Origin of the sequence: Sneathiella limimaris (assembly GCF_012932565.1) — a bacterium.
Taxonomy (GTDB): Bacteria; Pseudomonadota; Alphaproteobacteria; order Sneathiellales; family Sneathiellaceae; genus Sneathiella; species Sneathiella limimaris.
The window spans coordinates 90,282-106,186 of the sequence record NZ_JABBYJ010000003.1; the positions used below are offsets into that span (position 1 = coordinate 90,282).

The following is a 15,905-nucleotide window of genomic DNA, read 5'->3' on the forward strand; positions in this document are numbered from 1 at the left end:
TCTGCCAGATATGGCTCGTGTAGGCAAAAGACAAATCCAGAAGCGAGAGTTTCAGTTTGGTATAGGTACAGTATCCCTACTTGTTGCCAGTCTGTTGGCTGTGCCTGTAACGGCGCAAACCGTTGTTATTGGCGGAAGTGGCTCTCGCCCAGTTACTGTCAACATGGGAGCAATTTCTGGCAACCAGGTAATTTCGGCAAATCCGCCCTCTGTTTCCACTCCCTCAACCATGCTGTCTCAAGGACAAGCAGGGAGTGATTACAGCAAAGGCGCAACAATCACTTATGGAAATGAAGTTATAAAACTCGTTCCGCCCGGCAGTCGTCCAAAAGCAACACCCAAGCCGAAAACTATTCAAAAAACCAAACAGAAAACACAGACTGCTGAAAAGAAAAGTAACATAACGAAAGTTGCTGAAAAGGCACCTGAGACTGAAAAACCTGTTGAGAAAGCACCTGCCCCTAAAGCTGACGTTGCCCAAGCAAAGAAACCAATGACTTCTACCGAAGCTAAGGGTTCTGTAAAATCGTCTACTCAGCCTGACACAGTCGCATCTACTGAAACGGCGAGTAAGTCCAGCTCAGCAACGCCAGTGGCAAAGGAAATGCCAACTACTGAACCTGCACAACTCAAGCCCAAGGAAACTGCTCAAAAGGCAGAGCCTGCGCAAAAAGAACCGGAAGTAAAACAAGCGGAACCAAGTGTGGCGCAAAAATCTCCGGAAGAGGATAAAGAGAAGGAAGTACAGGTCGCTGCAGTTGAGCCAAAACAGGTGACAGCACCAAGTAAGTCTCTTAAAAAAATCGAACCTATCAAACAAGACAGTTCAGCGGATCAGAATTCCATCATGTTTGAAGAAGGGGAAACCACGTTACCTTCCTCTGCAACTTCCACCCTCATGAACTTGGCCAAAGCTATTGAGGGAAATAATGATCGCATACAGCTTGTCGCATATGCAAATGCCAGCAGCAATGGAACCGCTCGACGTCTATCCCTTGGGCGAGCACTTGTCATACGATCAAAGTTAATGGAACTGGGCGTTCCCAATAACAAGATTGAGGTCAGAGCCCTCGGTAAACCTGATGATGGGTCGCCGGCTGATCGGGTCGATTTGAAAATGGTAACAAGGTAATCATGGCAACACTTCCAGGAATATCCACGACACAAGGTTTCAATTCACCCAAAATCAAAAAACCCCAACGACACTTGATTAGAATGGCCATATTCTTGGCCATTGTCATAGCAATCGGTGTATTCTTGTTTCAACCGGCTAAAACCGCATTTGAAGCAAACCCATATCTTAACGGGTTAATCCTGGCGACGCTGCTTTTTGGCATTCTGTTTATCTTCCGTCAGGTCCTTATTTTAAATAATGAAATCAGCTGGACGGAAAACCTCCGGAAAAATGAAGGCAGTATTGCACTCCAGAGTACACCAAACCTTCTCTCGCCTCTGGCCACAATCATAAGGGATAATAACGGACCGCTGCGCATGTCTGCGGTGACGATGAATACCATCCTCGATAGTGTCAGTGCCCGCCTAGATGAAGGCCGCGACATCTCTCGATACTTGATCAATGTTCTGGTTTTTCTGGGCCTGCTGGGAACTTTTTGGGGCTTATTGGAAACTGTTGGTTCAGTTGGTGATGCCATCTCGGCTTTGAACGTGGGCAGCGGTGACTTCAACAAAGTTTTTAGCGATCTACAGGCCGGACTTGAAAAACCGTTGGATGGTATGGCTGTCGCCTTTTCTTCATCCCTTTTTGGTCTGTCTGGCTCTTTGATCCTTGGGTTTCTGGATATGCAAGCCGGTCAGGCGCAAAATCGGTTCTACACAGACCTGGAGGAGTGGCTGACGACAATCACCAAATTCACCTCATCTGGGCCTGCTGCACTCTCTGACGGTGATCAGAGTGTTCCAGCTTACGTCAGCGCGTTGCTAGAACAAACCGCTGAAAGCCTTGATACCCTGCAACGCACACTATCCCGCAATGAAGAACGGCGTCATAGTGGTGAAGCAACTATGATTACTGTCAGTGAAAAACTCGCTGCCTTGACGGATCAAATGCGTGCAGAACAGGATTTGATGGTGAAACTCGTTGAAGGCCAACTGGAATTAAAGCCTGTGCTTCAACGTATGGCTCAAGCCCAAGAACAAGGTGGTCTTGATCAAGCGAGTAAAAACCATCTTCGCAACTTGGATGTATACATGGCCCGAATGCTGGAAGATGTTGCAGATGGTCGAAATCAAATCGTTCAGGAAATCCGGAGTGACATCAAACTTCTGACGCGTACCATTGCGACGATTGCCGAAGAAGATAAACGTAGCTGATTAAGTATAGAGGTATCTGATGGCACGCAGACGAAACGGACAGCGCGCAAACTATGAAATCTGGCCGGGTTTCGTAGACGCCCTGACGACCCTGCTATTGGTCATCATCTTTCTATTGGTGGTTTTCGCCCTCGCCCAGTTCTTCTTGTCAAAAGCCCTTTCTGGCCGCGATGCCGCGCTTGAGAAACTCAATCAACAGGTTGCCGAACTCTCCGACCTTCTTGCCTTGGAGAAACAATCCAATGCTGAGCTCAAGCAGGACATACTGGCATTAACATCGTCTCTACAGGAATCAAATAAGGAACGCGACACCGCAATTATTCAACTGGAAACGCTAACCAGCCGTGCGCTTGAGGCAGAAAACGAACGTGATGAGCTTGTGCTTTTACTTCGAAAACAGGAAGAACAAACTGAAGAAAAAGAACAGTCCCTCAAAGAGGCAGAAGAACGTATTCAAGCTGAGCAGGATAAAATAGCTGCCAATCTGAAAGAAATAGAGAGCCTTCAAAGAGACATTGAAGCCCTGAAAAAAGTTCGGGAAGACCTGGAAAAAGAAGTTGGGAACTTAAAAACTGCTTTAACGGAAAAAGACACAGAAATTGGAAGCCTCCGGGATCGCAGTAAAGAACTGGAAGCAAAATTAGCTGACGAAGCTGAGCGAACACAATTAGCACAAGAAGATATCAAAGAGCGCGAAATTCGCCTGTCTGAGTTGCAAGCCCTTTATCTTCAAACACAGGACCAGTTGACTGAGGAAGAACGCATTTCTGCTGAAGCAAAAGCTCAAGTCGAACTCTTAAATGCCCAACTTTCTGCTCTTCGGACTCAACTCGCAAATATCGAGAAAGCTCTGGAGATAGCGGAAGAAAAAGACAAGGAGCAAAAAACCCAGATTGCCGATCTCGGGAAACGCCTCAACCAAGCGTTGGCTCAGAAAGTTCAAGAACTCCAACAGTACCGATCCGATTTCTTTGGAAAGCTCCGGGAAGTTCTCAAAAACAAACCCGGCATTAGCGTCGTCGGTGACCGTTTTGTCTTTCAGTCAGAAGTTCTGTTTGGTCTTGGAGAAGCAGAGCTTGGTCCCGAGGGTCGGGAGAACATGAGAACCTTTGCAAAAACCTTGCTGGAAATCGCCGACGATATTCCGGATGAAATCGACTGGGTTCTTCGGGTCGATGGCCACACAGACAAACAACCAATTAGCACGGCCCGGTTCCCGTCCAATTGGGAGCTTTCTATGGCCCGGGCGCTATCTGTAACTAAATACCTCATTGCCCGTGGTATCCCGCCTCAGCGGCTTGCTCCGACGGGATTTGGACAGTATCAGCCATTAGATCCGAGAGATGACGAGATCGCTTATCTCCGCAACCGACGGATCGAACTAAAACTAACTGAAAAATAGCCAGATAGTCTCTAGCCTGTTAAAGACTACAATCTAGAAATTTATTCTCAAAAGCTGCGCCAACCAAAAAACGACGACCTATTGGCGCCGCCACGGTCGCACCTGAGATCAAGTCGCCTGCATCCAACATCAATTGAGAGGCAACGGTTTGGTTTGCAGCACCCTTCGTGAGTTGAAGTATGTGACTGGGGGATAATTTTCCAATGTCACCCTGATGCCCATAGTAGCTAAGCAGCTGCGGATGGCCAGCAATCCAAATGCGGTCTTGATCATCTCTAGTCAAATTATCTGGCGCAGTCGGAAGATCAACTTCTTCCTTTAAAGTCAGTTGTCCAGTTGCGGGGTTTCGATCGAATACAGATATTCGCCGCCCGAGGGTTTCCGCAACAAATACCGTCTTCCCATTTTCAGAAGCAGCTATACCATTTGCGAACTCCAGCCCACTTGCAACTTCACGAAAGGTCGACCCATCGAAATAGCTAACAGTAGAAATCGGCAACGCCAGTACAGACTGAAGATCCGAAAACAAACTGTCGCCATATCGATAATCATTGGTTAGGTAATATTGATTTGTCCCAACGGCCAATATGTTGTTTGGGCTTCCTTCAATTTCTTGAAAACTCTGCTCAACCAACAGTGAGTCGGTCCACAAAAATATGCGAACTTTGCTTCGCTTATCGTCAGCTGGAAATTTACTGGCACGATCGATAACAAAAAGCTTCTCGGTACCATCTGGATCCCGATAGAAAGATATTCCTAACGGAGAGAAAGCCCCCTCAAGAGAGTTTGTCAGATTTATGGGCTCCTGATTTGATTTCTCCAAATCATAAAGAAATATGTTACCCCTGTGCCCATTCTGGCGGTCCTGAGAGGACATAAAGGCGTAATTACCAGAAGGATGAACGACAATATCTTCAACGCCAGGTACACCTTCAACTGCAACACAATGTCCCGTAAATGCTGGCTCTACAGTATCGAATTGTCCAGTTGAGACTAGCACATAGACGGCCACGCCAACGGCCAAGACTAACAGGCTCATAAATGCAATAAAGATGCGTTGCAAAGAAGCTTTATCCTATCCAAGAATTCGATATCAAGTGAACAAACTAAGCTGTGATGGCTTCACGACCCAAATCAAATTGAAGCTTTGCGAGTTTGGCGTAAAGCCCCCCCTCTTGCATAAGTTGCTCGTGTGTGCCCTGGGTTACAATTTTCCCTTTGTCCACAACGACAATTCGATCTGCGCTGAGTACAGTTGCCAATCGGTGTGCAATCACAAGAGTAGTTCTACCACGCATTAAATTTTCCAAAGCGGATTGAACGAGGCTCTCACTTTCCGCATCCAATGCTGAGGTTGCCTCATCAAGCAACAATATCTGTGGATCTCTTAAGATTGCTCGCGCTATGGCTATTCGTTGCTTCTGTCCACCAGAAAGCGTGACCCCTCTTTCACCAAAATAGGTATCCAGTCCCTCTGGCAAATCTTCGATAAATTCGTAGGCCGCGGCAGCTTTTGCGGCAGCAATAATCTCTTCTTCTGAGGCTTCAGGGCGGCCATATAAGATATTGTTCCGAGCAGTATCCGCAAAAATGACAGGGTCCTGTGGCACGAGCCCCATAAAATTCCTAACCGTTTCCGGTGCCGCTGCACAGATATCGACACCGTTTAAATAAATTGTTCCCTGTTGGGGGTCATAGAAGCGAAGCAGTAACTGAAATATCGTTGTCTTTCCAGCCCCGCTTGGCCCAACGATTGCGACAGTCTCGCCAGGCTTTATTTCCAGTGAAAAATCATTCAGGGCTTTGTAATCGGGGCGCGTCGGATAACGGAAACTTACCTCACGAAACGCAATACCATTTACCAATTCGCGTCCAATCGGAACCGGGTTTATCGGTGCCTGAATTTGTGGTTCCTGATTGAGGAGTTCAAGAAGTCTCTCCGAAGCGCCTGCTGCTCTTTGAAGTTCTCCCCAAATTTCACTCAAAGACCCCATCGAACCCGCAACAACAATTGCATAAAATACGAATGAGGCCAGAGTGCCTGGGGACATATTTCCCTTCACCACGTCCGTTGCACCACTCCAGAGCACGAAATCAATAGCTCCAAATACCAGCAGAATCACGATTGCTGTCAGCCAGGCCCGAGCTTTAATTCGAGTTATGGCTATCTTGAAACTTTCTTCCACATCAGCAGCAAAAGATTTCCGGTCAATATCTTCGTGAGTATAGGCTTGAGAGGTCTGAATAGATCGAAGGGTTTCATCTGCTCTAGCACTGACACGAGCAATTGCATCCTGATTTCGCGCACTAAGTTTCCGAACTTTTCGACCGAAGAAAATAATTGGAACCACAATCAATGGAACAACCAACAATACCATCCCGGCCAATTTGGGACTTGTGTACACCAGGAGAGTTAGCCCGCCAACAAAAGACAGCATGTTCCTAAGCGCAACAGACACTGAAGAGCCAATCACAGTTTGAATGAGAGTCGTATCTGTCGTGAGGCGAGACAACACCTCACCTGTTCTCGTAATCTCAAAAAAAGCTGGATTTAACTTGAGTATGTGACTGAAAACAGCAGCCCGAATATCTGAAATCACCCGCTCCCCGATCCAGGAAACAAGGTAATATCTCGCAAATGAAGCAACTGCGAGGCCAACAACAACAGCCATTAGTCCTATAAAGTATTGATCCAGATTCTCCGATCCTTCTGAAAATCCATGATCAAGCAAAAGACGTATGGCCTGACCGATCAGAAGCAAGCTGGCAGAAGCAAAAATCAGAGCGATCATTGCGCCCACAAACCGGGCTTTATAGGGTGCTACGAATCGATAAAGGTCTAAAAGACGTGTAACAGGCGGTTTTTTGCCTTTTTTAGCAGATTCAGGCTGATTTTGATCTGTCTGAGTTTCAGTCACGCGTTCACTTTCAATTCTTCCTAGTCTGACCCTCGTTTTTAAGGAATTTGACTGTTTCTACAAGAAAATTCAGAAAAAAATATATCTTTGCTTGCCAACCGGCCAAAGCTTTAATATAAGGCCCGCTTAGTGAATTACAGCATCCCCGAGAGGGTAGAGGCGATATGAAAAAAGATACACATCCAGACTACCACACCATCACTGTTGAAATGACAGATGGTTCTACATTTGAAACACGTTCAACATATGGCAACGAAGGCGATGTGCTGAAGCTCGATATTGATGTGAAAAGCCATCCAGCATGGACTGGCGGAACTCAGCGCGTTCGTGAAGATGGTCGTGTTGCTAAGTTCAACAAGCGTTTTTCCAGCTTTGGCCTCAAATAAGCCAAAAGCTAGAGACGCAAATAACAAGGCGCCTGATATGGCGCCTTTTTTAATGCTTACAGCTTTGCCTGCCTAAAGCTTTCTATTGCCTGATTATCTAGACGGAGTATCCTCTTGTATAGAAGTTCACTGCGCTCAAGTAGTGATATCAAACCAGGCGGCAATATTTCAATATCACCATTAATATCGTCCGGCAGACATGTTTTCTGATACTGAAGATGACATTCATCGGCCTGAGCTTCCTCGGCCGTAATCTCCCCCTCGATCACTGCACGCTGAAACATTAACCAAGACATACACTCTGTAAGACGTGTTGTTAAACGTAGTGATTCTGTTGCGTAGAGAAAACTCGCTTCATGGGACAGCTTTTTGACTGCCATGCTTCCTGGGCCCAGAAGATACTCCCGAGCCTCAACAACGAGCCTGAGAGCCTCATCATAAGTTCTGGAGAAGAAAATCGCGCTACCACCGGTATTTGGCTGCTCATCCATCCCTGAAGTCATATTCTTCCTTTAATTGTTTCAATTCTGTAATAGGAGAAAATTGTTAATTTTCCCTTCTGAAAATCTTGAATCTCCAAGAAACCATCATACATTTGGTGGGTCAGAGGCCAAGATTGGATCTGATTTTTCTAGGTTCAGCCCAAAATTTGGGGGAACCACATCGATATTGCTCTTTAGGAGGATATAACTATGCGCAGTTTTGATTTTGCACCCTTATTCCGCCCATCTGCAGGCTACGGTTCTTTCAGCCGGTTATTCAATGAACTAGAGCGGGCAGCGGCACCGTCATCTTATCCCAGCTACGATGTAGCAAAATTTGAAGATGACAAATATGAGATCGTTATTGCAGCTCCCGGGTATGCAGAAGAAGACATCGAAATTACTGTTACCCAGAATTCACTGACAATTTCGGGAAAGGACGACCAGCAATCTGTCGAAGGAGTTGAATACCTTCACAAAGGCTTGCAATCATCTTCCTTGGATTACCGCTTTGAGCTTTCCGAAACGATCAAGGTAACAGGTGCAACCATGGACAAGGGTCTTTTGAAAATTTCCTTAGAAAAAGAAATCCCAGAAGCCATGAAGCCTCGGAGCATTCAAATTAACAAGCCGAACCTCATCGAAGGTAAAGCGGCTTAATAGAGAATAAAAAATGGCCCGGTAATTTTTTATCGGGCCTTAATTTTAGTGCTGATATAGATCAATCATCTCTCTAATATTGTCAGGCACACGTTCCGTTTTATGACTTTGCTGATCTGTATTAACCCAGATAATCTCTCCCGTCGCATAGCGCTCATCAGATTTCTTATCATAGACACCCAACTCAAAAGTAAGTGAGCTATTGCCAACTTTTGCAATACGACACCCAACCTGAAATTCCGTATCAAACAGCAAGGGTTTCTCATAATTCACCAAAGACTTCACCAGGTGGAAATCACATCCTGTCTCTTTGGGGTAAGCCACATAGTCAAACCCCATATCTCGGAAATACTCTGTGATAGCGACATCAAAATAAGTCAGATAATGAGCATTAAAAACAACGCCCTGCCCATCAATCTCCGAGTAGCGAACCCGAAACTCAAATAAGAAGCCAAAATCCTCTTTATTCATTTCTCCCCCGATTAAAGTTTTTCGCGCCAGTTTGGCTGTATTATGTGAAAGACTTGTTCAATCTTGGAACAATCCAAAACAGAGTTTGCTGGGCGCTTTGCCGGAGTTGGGTAGTCGCTAGTCGGTATTGGTTTCACTGTCACAGCCGGATTATCTTTCAGGATTTCAACGGCAAATTCGTACCAACTGACTGCAGGCGATCCGCAATAATGATAGACACCCCAGTCTTGAAAAGATGGCTCCTTAATAGCCTCTGCAATCTTTAGTAAGGTTCCTGCGATATCTGAAGCAGCTGTTGGTCCGCCGAATTGATCATTCACAACAGATATTTCCTCACGCTCACGCCCCAAACGACGCATCGTATTCACAAAATTAGCCTCCCCCCCAAAGACCCAGGCTGTCCGAAGGATAATATGCTCTTTAAGAGTATTCTGGATGAGCTGTTCACCCTCAAACTTTGAACGTCCATAAACACTCAAAGGATCGCAGGGATCTGTCTCCAAATAAGCCCCTGACTTATGCCCATCAAAAACAAAATCAGTCGAAATATGAACTAAGGGGATACCGACCAGATGACATGCCTCTGCCAGAAATTGGGGTGCGTCTCGGTTCACTTTCATCGCCTGTTGGACATTACTCTCAGCTTTATCAACAACAGTATAAGCTGCGGCGTTTATCACAACATCAGGGCCCGTTGAGCGAACAAGATTTATAACCTGATATTTATCAGTTATATCCAAAGAGGAGTGATCTAGAGCAACAACTTCGTGCCCTAAAGCCTGTCCTTGCAAGTTCAACTCACTACCGACCTGTCCCCGAGTACCTGTTATGAAGACCTTCAAGACTTGCTCTCCCCAAGCCCGCGGCGATCCAGCGCAACATCCTTTCCGACCGCTTCAACCCAATCTAGATTATTCAGATACCAGTCCACTGTTCTTTCCAGACCTTCTTCAAGGGTAACAGACTGCGTCCAACCTAATTTACGTTCAATCTTGGAGCAATCAACAGCATATCGAGCATCATGACCAGGCCGATCAGTAACATATTTTATGAGCTGCTCATGAGGTGCCTTTTCAGGAAACTTCTTATCCAGAATTTTACAGATAGCTTTCACCATATCTATGTTCGTCTGCTCCGCCCGGCCACCAATCATATAGGTCTCACCGATATTTCCTTTTTCAACAACAAGGCGCAAAGCAGCCGCATGGTCATGCACATAAAGCCAGTCGCGAATGTTCAAACCATTTCCGTAAACGGGTAAGTCTCTTCCCTGTAACGCGTTAAGAATAATAACCGGCAGGAGCTTTTCCGGGAATTGATAAGGGCCATAGTTATTCGAGCAATTTGTAATCAGGACAGGCAATCCAAATGTCCTTTGCCAAGCCCTCGCCAGATGATCCGAGCCAGCTTTACTTGCCGAATAGGGAGAATTAGGCTCGTATGGACTTGTTTCCGAGAACAATCCTTCCGCTCCCAACTCACCATAAACTTCATCAGTTGAAATATGCAGAAACCTGAAATCAGCTTTTTTACTTTCTTCCAATTCTCTCCAGTACTCTAGTGCTGCCTGAAGCATGGTGAATGTTCCCACCAGATTAGTCTGGATAAAATCAGCTGGTCCATCAATTGATCGGTCCACATGACTTTCTGCGGCCAAATGATAAACAGTAGACGGCCGATACTTCTTGAACAGTGCTCCTATGGCTGATGCATCACAAATATCCACTTGCTCAAAGCTATGTGTATTCTCCCCGGAGATTTCTTTTAAATTTTCAAGGGATCCGGCATAGGTCAGCTTATCAATAGTTACGACGTGATCTTTCCCGCTTTTCACAAGGTCTCTCACCAGGGCTGATCCGATAAAGCCTGCACCGCCTGTCACAAAAATTGTCATCAATAATCTCCATATTCAAACAGCTGGTCCTGCTTTTCCAGTAAGGGAAGTATAGTGTCCTTGTCTGAAAGCCTTGCCTCAGAACCATCTAGCTTCCAGTCAATCCCAAGAGCCGGATCATTCCAGATAATTCCCGCTTCGTGCTCAGGACTGTAATCGTTATCAACCTTGTAGAGAAATTCTACATTTTCGGTGAGGGTACAGTATCCATGCGCAAATCCTGGCGGCACCCAAAGCTGCTTCCAATTGTCTGAAGACAGTTCAACAGCGACATGTTTCCCGAAAGTGGGGGATCCCCGCCGAATATCAACAGCAACATCCAAAACGGCTCCACGGGTTACCCTTACCAACTTTCCTTGTGCTTTAGGGGGTAGCTGGTAATGCAACCCACGAATGGTGCCTTTTTCAGCGCTAAACGCATGGTTATCCTGGATAAATTCAGTATCAATGCCCGCCGCAGTCAGTGCACCACGGTTCCATGTTTCTGAAAAGAACCCTCTGTGATCTCCAAATTTTTTCGGGATCACAATTTTAACTTCAGCGATCTCTGTCGCTAATACTTCCGTCATTTGGAAGTACCCCCTCTTTCTTAAGCTTCCGTCTTAAAACAAATCCCTGGTTTTCTACTCGCCCAAGGGTTTGCTCGTTCTAATTCTGATGCAATCCTGTATAACGACCATTCGTTACCAAATTCTGTAGCAAATTGCACGCCAACCGGAATGTCTTCCTCCGATTGGTAAAAAGGTATCGATATGGCAGGTTGCCCAGTCTGATTGAAGAGTTGCGTATTTGGGGTCGCTGCCAGGGCATCTTCCGCGAGGCTATCAAGCGCTTTATTCAATAAAAATTTGGATGGCAAAAGTTTTAAAATCTTTAAAGCAACTTCATCCCCCCCAGATGGGTAGAGTTCCCCAATTTTCGCTGCAGGTTTAGCAGTTGTGGCAGTTAAAAACAGATCGTATTTTTGATGAAAGGCTCCCATTTCTCGGGCGGCCATATGCTGTGCATGTATAGCATCGGCAAGATCCAGCATGCTGTTCTTTTCGCCTATTAGCGACATTATCCAACTGGTAAGCTCATAATCATCTGAAATGAGTTGTCGCCCCGCAAGACGTGCAGAAGTCCTGATCTCCCAGGCGACCCAAGCACAGACAACGCGTAGATAGGATTTTGCCAGCAGATGGCGATCAAACTGGGGCTTGGCCTCAACAACTTCATGCCCCAGTTCCCGCAAGCGAGCGACAGTTGCCTCAACAGCTGCAACACAATCAGGATGATTTTCTGCCCCGAACAACGCATCTGTAGTATAAGCTATTTTAAACCGGTTGTTGCTTTCTTCACAGGCAGACACAAAACTACCACAGCCCTTATCTATCGCGGCATATGGCGCGCCTGCATCCGGACCCGATAAACTATCCAGCAATCCTGCGCTGTCTCTTACAGATCTTGTGATAACATGCTCACGTGCCAAGCCGCCCCAGGCCTCTCCCATATCAGATCCTAACGGATTTCGACCTCTAGAGGGCAATAAGCCAACTGTACCGCAGTAAGCGGACGGTATTCGGATTGATCCACCCCCATCACCTCCATGCGCAGCTGGAACTATCCTCGCTGAGACGGCAGCCGCTGAACCTCCGCTTGATCCGCCTGTCGACCGACTGACATCCCATGGATTACAAGTAGCGCCCCTCAGTTTGGGCTCAGTAATCCCCATTATTCCAAATTCCGGAGTATTCGTTTTTCCAAAGATCACAAGACCAGCGGCTTTCATCCGTCTGACAAGCTCAGAGTCCGTTTTGGCTTTTACAGATGTCAATATTTCGCAACTGCCTGTGGTTGGGGTTCCTGCATATGTTGCAATCAAGTCTTTCAATAAGAAAGGCACTCCAGCAAAAGGGGCTCGAATATCAAGGTCAGTCTTGATGAAACGCTCTGCCTCTTCGTACATCTTGAAAACAACAGCATTGAGGTCAGGGTTTAATTCCTCCGTAGCCTGAATGGCCGTTTGAAGGAGCTCTTTTGGTGATACCTCTCGCTGATGCACAAGTTCAGCGAGAGCTGTTGCATCAAAATTTTCATACCCTGAAATCATCGCGCCTCCCCCTCACACTTATTTCAAGTAAGTGTATCTACTTGCTGACAGCTTCACAACGCAGTTCCTCAAACTCTTTTCCACTTAAGAGTAAGAACGAGAACTATTATTAAATCATTGATTTTGTTGATAAATTTATTCTACACTGTTGATTTTTGAGCCCAATACCTGTATCTAAACCGAACACATAACGACTAGCTTTGCAAAAGGAGTGGTCCTGATGAAAGGGAACAGCAAAGTCATCGACAGATTGAACACCATTTTGGGGTTCGAACTTATTTCCATCAACCAAACTTTTCTCCATTCTCGTATGTTGAACGATTGGGGCCTCAATGAGTTTGGAAAGAAGGAATACAAAAAATCCATCAAAGACATGAAACAGGCTGACAAGTTAATTGAACGGATCCTGTTTCTGGAAGGTCTCCCTAATTTGCAAAGCCTGGGTCGCCTCCGCGTTGGAGAGACTGCAGAAGAAATACTTGGTTGCGAAATGGACCTAGGTCTTGAGGAAATTAAAGACCTCCGAGGCGCAATCGAGCTTTGTGAAAAAGAAGCAGACTTTGTTTCAAGAGATATTCTTGAAGACATTTTAGAAGACGAAGAAGAATTTATTGATTGGCTGGAAACCCAGCAGGGCTTGATCGAAAAAACAGGGCTGAAAAATTTCATGCAGTCCATGGCTAAAGGAGAGCACTCATGAAAGGTAGTAAGAAAGTAATCGACACGTTGAACGCTCTTCTCACTCACGAAATGAGCGCTGCAGATCAATATTTCATCCACTCCAGAATGTATGAAGATTGGGGACTGGAAGAACTCTATGAGCGCTTGAAACATGAACAGGAAGAAGAGCTTGATCATGCAGCTCAGCTAGTGCAGCGGATCCTGTTCCTTGAGGGGACACCTGACGTAGCCTCCCGCGCAAAACTTAACATTGGAAAAGATGTTCCATCTATGATGAAAAGTGACCTCGCTTACGAGCTGAGCGTTGTCACTGAATTGAAAAAGGCAATTGCTGTTTGCGAAAAAGAACAGGATTACGTCTCCAGAAATATCCTTCTTGGGCTTCTGAAAGATACCGAGGAAGATCATACCTACTGGCTTGAAAAACAACTCGGACTTATCGACAAAATGGGACTTGAGAACTACATACAGTCCAAAAGCTCATAACAAAAAGAAAACCCCGGAAATTCACCGGGGTTTTTCTTTGATCTTGTTTCAACTTTATTCAGCAGCAATCAGAGTATTCTCTGGCAAAAGTTCCTCCTCGAGAAGATTACGGATCGTTTGCACACAGGTCGCACAGTTTGGCTTGCAGTCAAGGCTTCTGAATACCTGTCCAACTGTACCGGCACCCCTTTGGGCTGCATCACGCACCTGACTGTCTTTTATTCCATTACATATGCAAGCGTACATTCTTTCTCACTCCCAAGAACATACCTGCATATTTGTGCAACTAAGAATGATTGTCAATAGTAGAAATAAAAAGAAGGGGCTAATCGCCCCTTCCCTGCTCAACTTTTATGAACGGCTGATCGGCTTATACTTAATTCGATGGGGTTCCACGGCTTGTGCCCCCAACCGGCGCTTCTTGTCTTCCTCATAAGCTTCAAAGTTACCTTCGAACCATTCAACATGACTATCGCCTTCATAGGCGAGGATATGAGTGGCAATACGATCAAGGAACCAGCGATCATGGCTGATGACCACAGCACAGCCTGCGAACTCCAAAAGCGCTTCTTCAAGTGCCCTAAGGGTATCCACATCCAAATCGTTGGTAGGTTCGTCAAGCAACAGGAAGTTGGCTCCGGATTTCAGCATCTTTGCCAGATTAACTCGGTTCCGCTCACCGCCTGAGAGCTGCCCCACTTTCTTTTGCTGATCGGAGCCCTTGAAATTAAAGCCAGAGACATAGGCCCGGCTGTTAATTTCCTTCTTTCCGAGATAAATAATCTCGTTTCCTTCAGAGATTTCTTCCCAAACCGTTTTATTCGGATCAAGCGTGTCCCGGTCCTGATCCACATAACCTAACTGAACTGTTGGCCCCACATTGAAGGAACCCTCATCTGGTTTCTCCGCCCCCGTCAGGAGCTTGAACAAGGTTGTTTTACCTGCACCGTTCGGACCAATGACACCAACAATGGCACCAGGCGGTAACTTGAACGACAAATCCTCAATCAATAGTCGATCACCAAAGCCCTTTGAAATGTGATCGGCTTCAACAACCAAGCTACCGAGACGTGGCCCAGGCGGGATCGTAATCTGCATCTCGTCAATCTTGGCACCCGTATCCTGATTGAGCATTTCCTCGTAGGCAGCCAGACGGGCCTTGGATTTACTTTGCCGGCCTTTAGCGCCTTGTCGGACCCATTCAAGTTCATTCTTAAGCGTTTTCCTGCGAGAGTCTTCTGCCTTACCTTCCATTTCAAGACGCTTTTCCTTCTGTTCCAGCCAGCTGGAATAGTTGCCTTCCCATGGAATTCCGGATCCGCGATCAAGCTCAAGAATCCAGCCTGCAACATTATCAAGGAAATAGCGATCATGGGTAACCGCAACGACAGTACCAGTATAGTCGTGAAGGAACCGCTCCAACCAAGCAACGCTTTCCGCGTCCAGATGGTTAGTCGGCTCGTCAAGAAGAAGCATATCCGGTTTTGAAAGAAGTAAACGGCAAAGGGCTACACGGCGTCTCTCACCACCAGACAGCTTGCTGACATCAGCATCACCAGCCGGACACCGCAAGGCATCCATGGCGATCTCAACCTCCCGATCCAAATCCCACAAATTTTGGGAATCAATCTGCTCCTGCAGTTCACCCTGTTCTGCGATCAAATCATTCATTTCATCGTCAGTCAGTTCTTCTGCAAAGCGGGCAGACACCTCATTGAATTTATCCAACAGGGCCTTCTTCTCTCTAACGCCATCCATGACATTGTCTAGAACGTCTTTGGAGGCATCCAGTTCAGGCTCCTGCGGCAGGTAACCAACTTTGACACCATCTGCCGCCCAAGCCTCACCTGTAAATTCTGTTTCAATACCCGCCATGATTTTCAACAGAGTCGATTTACCGGCACCGTTTAGGCCAAGAACACCAATCTTGGCACCGGGGAAGAAACTCAACCGAATATCTTTGAGGACCTGCTTGCCACCTGGATAGGTCTTGCTAAGCCCATTCATGACATAGATATATTGATATGAAGCCATGGTTATAAATTCACTCCAATTGTGAAAAATTTGATGGCCAACTTGTACATGTTCGTTGCCTTTAGCGC

General features: G+C 46.2%; 17 protein-coding genes. 7 read left to right on the forward strand and 10 right to left on the reverse strand.

Going from position 1 to position 15,905, the window contains the following annotated elements; translation table 11 throughout:
* The first annotated feature begins 10 nt into the window (after positions 1-10).
* The 3 genes from HH301_RS16135 to HH301_RS16145 all read left to right on the forward strand — a co-directional run bounded on the left by HH301_RS16135 (position 11) and on the right by HH301_RS16145 (position 3,733).
* Positions 11-1,132, forward strand: a complete 1,122-nt coding sequence (locus tag HH301_RS16135) for an OmpA family protein (protein ID WP_169570072.1) — start codon at positions 11-13, stop codon at positions 1,130-1,132.
* 83 nt (positions 1,133-1,215) lie between these two features.
* Entirely contained in the window at positions 1,216-2,331 is a 1,116-nt protein-coding gene (locus HH301_RS16140; RefSeq protein WP_206378384.1) for a MotA/TolQ/ExbB proton channel family protein, read from the forward strand.
* 19 nt (positions 2,332-2,350) lie between these two features.
* Complete coding sequence (locus tag HH301_RS16145) at positions 2,351-3,733, forward strand: peptidoglycan -binding protein (RefSeq protein ID WP_169570073.1); 1,383 nt, start codon at positions 2,351-2,353, stop codon at positions 3,731-3,733.
* A gap of 19 nt (positions 3,734-3,752) precedes the next feature.
* Here the strand turns inward: HH301_RS16145 and HH301_RS16150 are convergent, their stop codons facing one another.
* Both HH301_RS16150 and HH301_RS16155 read right to left on the reverse strand, forming a co-directional pair.
* A complete protein-coding gene (locus HH301_RS16150; RefSeq protein ID WP_169570074.1) occupies positions 3,753-4,796 on the reverse strand; it encodes an SMP-30/gluconolactonase/LRE family protein in 1,044 nt (347 codons plus the stop codon).
* A 43-nt stretch (positions 4,797-4,839) separates the two neighbouring features.
* Positions 4,840-6,651, reverse strand: a complete 1,812-nt coding sequence (locus tag HH301_RS16155; RefSeq protein WP_206378385.1) for an ABC transporter transmembrane domain-containing protein — start codon at positions 6,649-6,651, stop codon at positions 4,840-4,842.
* Positions 6,652-6,815: 164 nt separating this feature from the next.
* Here HH301_RS16155 and rpmE point away from each other — a divergent pair, with 164 nt between their 5' ends.
* The gene (rpmE, locus tag HH301_RS16160) at positions 6,816-7,037 is read left to right on the forward strand and encodes a 50S ribosomal protein L31 (RefSeq protein ID WP_169570075.1); all 222 of its coding nucleotides are present in this window, start codon (positions 6,816-6,818) and stop codon (positions 7,035-7,037) included.
* 56 nt (positions 7,038-7,093) lie between these two features.
* Here the strand turns inward: rpmE and HH301_RS16165 are convergent, their stop codons facing one another.
* Positions 7,094-7,540: a DUF1465 family protein gene (locus HH301_RS16165; RefSeq protein WP_169570076.1), complete on the reverse strand. Its 447-nt coding sequence runs from the start codon at positions 7,538-7,540 to the stop codon at positions 7,094-7,096.
* A gap of 189 nt (positions 7,541-7,729) precedes the next feature.
* Here HH301_RS16165 and HH301_RS16170 point away from each other — a divergent pair, with 189 nt between their 5' ends.
* Positions 7,730-8,179 carry an Hsp20 family protein gene (locus HH301_RS16170; RefSeq protein ID WP_169570077.1) on the forward strand — a complete coding sequence of 150 codons (450 nt, stop codon included), beginning with the start codon at positions 7,730-7,732 and terminating at the stop codon, positions 8,177-8,179.
* A 45-nt stretch (positions 8,180-8,224) separates the two neighbouring features.
* On the opposite strand, the gene HH301_RS16175 is transcribed toward HH301_RS16170, so the two are convergent.
* From HH301_RS16175 to HH301_RS16195, 5 genes are read right to left on the reverse strand one after another with little or no spacing between them, the layout of a single operon-like run.
* Positions 8,225-8,650 carry an acyl-CoA thioesterase gene (locus tag HH301_RS16175; RefSeq protein WP_169570078.1) on the reverse strand — a complete coding sequence of 142 codons (426 nt, stop codon included), beginning with the start codon at positions 8,648-8,650 and terminating at the stop codon, positions 8,225-8,227.
* 11 nt (positions 8,651-8,661) lie between these two features.
* On the reverse strand, positions 8,662-9,492 hold the full coding sequence (rfbD, locus tag HH301_RS16180; protein WP_169570079.1) for a dTDP-4-dehydrorhamnose reductase: 831 nt from the start codon (positions 9,490-9,492) through the stop codon (positions 8,662-8,664).
* Complete coding sequence (rfbB, locus tag HH301_RS16185; protein WP_169570080.1) at positions 9,489-10,544, reverse strand: dTDP-glucose 4,6-dehydratase; 1,056 nt, start codon at positions 10,542-10,544, stop codon at positions 9,489-9,491. Before rfbB ends, rfbD begins: the two co-directional genes overlap by 4 nt.
* Positions 10,544-11,113, reverse strand: a complete 570-nt coding sequence (gene rfbC / locus HH301_RS16190) for a dTDP-4-dehydrorhamnose 3,5-epimerase (RefSeq protein ID WP_169570081.1) — start codon at positions 11,111-11,113, stop codon at positions 10,544-10,546. Before rfbC ends, rfbB begins: the two co-directional genes overlap by 1 nt.
* Positions 11,114-11,133: 20 nt before the next feature.
* Positions 11,134-12,636: an amidase gene (locus HH301_RS16195; RefSeq protein WP_169570082.1), complete on the reverse strand. Its 1,503-nt coding sequence runs from the start codon at positions 12,634-12,636 to the stop codon at positions 11,134-11,136.
* 220 nt (positions 12,637-12,856) lie between these two features.
* Between HH301_RS16195 and bfr (HH301_RS16200) the strand changes: the two genes are divergently transcribed.
* Both bfr (HH301_RS16200) and bfr (HH301_RS16205) read left to right on the forward strand, forming a co-directional pair.
* On the forward strand, positions 12,857-13,336 hold the full coding sequence (bfr, locus tag HH301_RS16200) for a bacterioferritin (protein ID WP_169570083.1): 480 nt from the start codon (positions 12,857-12,859) through the stop codon (positions 13,334-13,336).
* Positions 13,333-13,803, forward strand: a complete 471-nt coding sequence (gene bfr, locus HH301_RS16205) for a bacterioferritin (RefSeq protein ID WP_169570084.1) — start codon at positions 13,333-13,335, stop codon at positions 13,801-13,803. Before bfr (HH301_RS16200) ends, bfr (HH301_RS16205) begins: the two co-directional genes overlap by 4 nt.
* A 54-nt stretch (positions 13,804-13,857) precedes the next feature.
* Here the strand turns inward: bfr (HH301_RS16205) and HH301_RS16210 are convergent, their stop codons facing one another.
* Both HH301_RS16210 and ettA read right to left on the reverse strand, forming a co-directional pair.
* Positions 13,858-14,049, reverse strand: a complete 192-nt coding sequence (locus HH301_RS16210; protein ID WP_169570085.1) for a (2Fe-2S)-binding protein — start codon at positions 14,047-14,049, stop codon at positions 13,858-13,860.
* 105 nt (positions 14,050-14,154) lie between these two features.
* A complete protein-coding gene (gene ettA / locus HH301_RS16215) occupies positions 14,155-15,837 on the reverse strand; it encodes an energy-dependent translational throttle protein EttA (protein WP_169570086.1) in 1,683 nt (560 codons plus the stop codon).
* Positions 15,838-15,905 lie beyond the last annotated feature (68 nt).

What these genes read in the sequence shown, in the direction of transcription:
- HH301_RS16135 (WP_169570072.1), top strand. Translation starts at nt 11, where the DNA reads ATGGCTCGTGTAGGCAAAAGACAAATCCAGAAGCGAGAGTTTCAGTTT.
- HH301_RS16140 (WP_206378384.1), top strand. Translation starts at nt 1,216, where the DNA reads ATGGCCATATTCTTGGCCATTGTCATAGCAATCGGTGTATTCTTGTTT.
- HH301_RS16145 (WP_169570073.1), top strand. Translation starts at nt 2,351, where the DNA reads ATGGCACGCAGACGAAACGGACAGCGCGCAAACTATGAAATCTGGCCG.
- rpmE (WP_169570075.1), top strand. Translation starts at nt 6,816, where the DNA reads ATGAAAAAAGATACACATCCAGACTACCACACCATCACTGTTGAAATG.
- HH301_RS16165 (WP_169570076.1), bottom strand. Translation starts at nt 7,540, where the DNA reads ATGACTTCAGGGATGGATGAGCAGCCAAATACCGGTGGTAGCGCGATT.
- HH301_RS16170 (WP_169570077.1), top strand. Translation starts at nt 7,730, where the DNA reads ATGCGCAGTTTTGATTTTGCACCCTTATTCCGCCCATCTGCAGGCTAC.
- HH301_RS16175 (WP_169570078.1), bottom strand. Translation starts at nt 8,650, where the DNA reads ATGAATAAAGAGGATTTTGGCTTCTTATTTGAGTTTCGGGTTCGCTAC.
- rfbB (WP_169570080.1), bottom strand. Translation starts at nt 10,544, where the DNA reads ATGACAATTTTTGTGACAGGCGGTGCAGGCTTTATCGGATCAGCCCTG.
- rfbC (WP_169570081.1), bottom strand. Translation starts at nt 11,113, where the DNA reads ATGACGGAAGTATTAGCGACAGAGATCGCTGAAGTTAAAATTGTGATC.
- HH301_RS16195 (WP_169570082.1), bottom strand. Translation starts at nt 12,636, where the DNA reads ATGATTTCAGGGTATGAAAATTTTGATGCAACAGCTCTCGCTGAACTT.
- bfr (WP_169570083.1), top strand. Translation starts at nt 12,857, where the DNA reads ATGAAAGGGAACAGCAAAGTCATCGACAGATTGAACACCATTTTGGGG.
- bfr (WP_169570084.1), top strand. Translation starts at nt 13,333, where the DNA reads ATGAAAGGTAGTAAGAAAGTAATCGACACGTTGAACGCTCTTCTCACT.
- HH301_RS16210 (WP_169570085.1), bottom strand. Translation starts at nt 14,049, where the DNA reads ATGTACGCTTGCATATGTAATGGAATAAAAGACAGTCAGGTGCGTGAT.
- ettA (WP_169570086.1), bottom strand. Translation starts at nt 15,837, where the DNA reads ATGGCTTCATATCAATATATCTATGTCATGAATGGGCTTAGCAAGACC.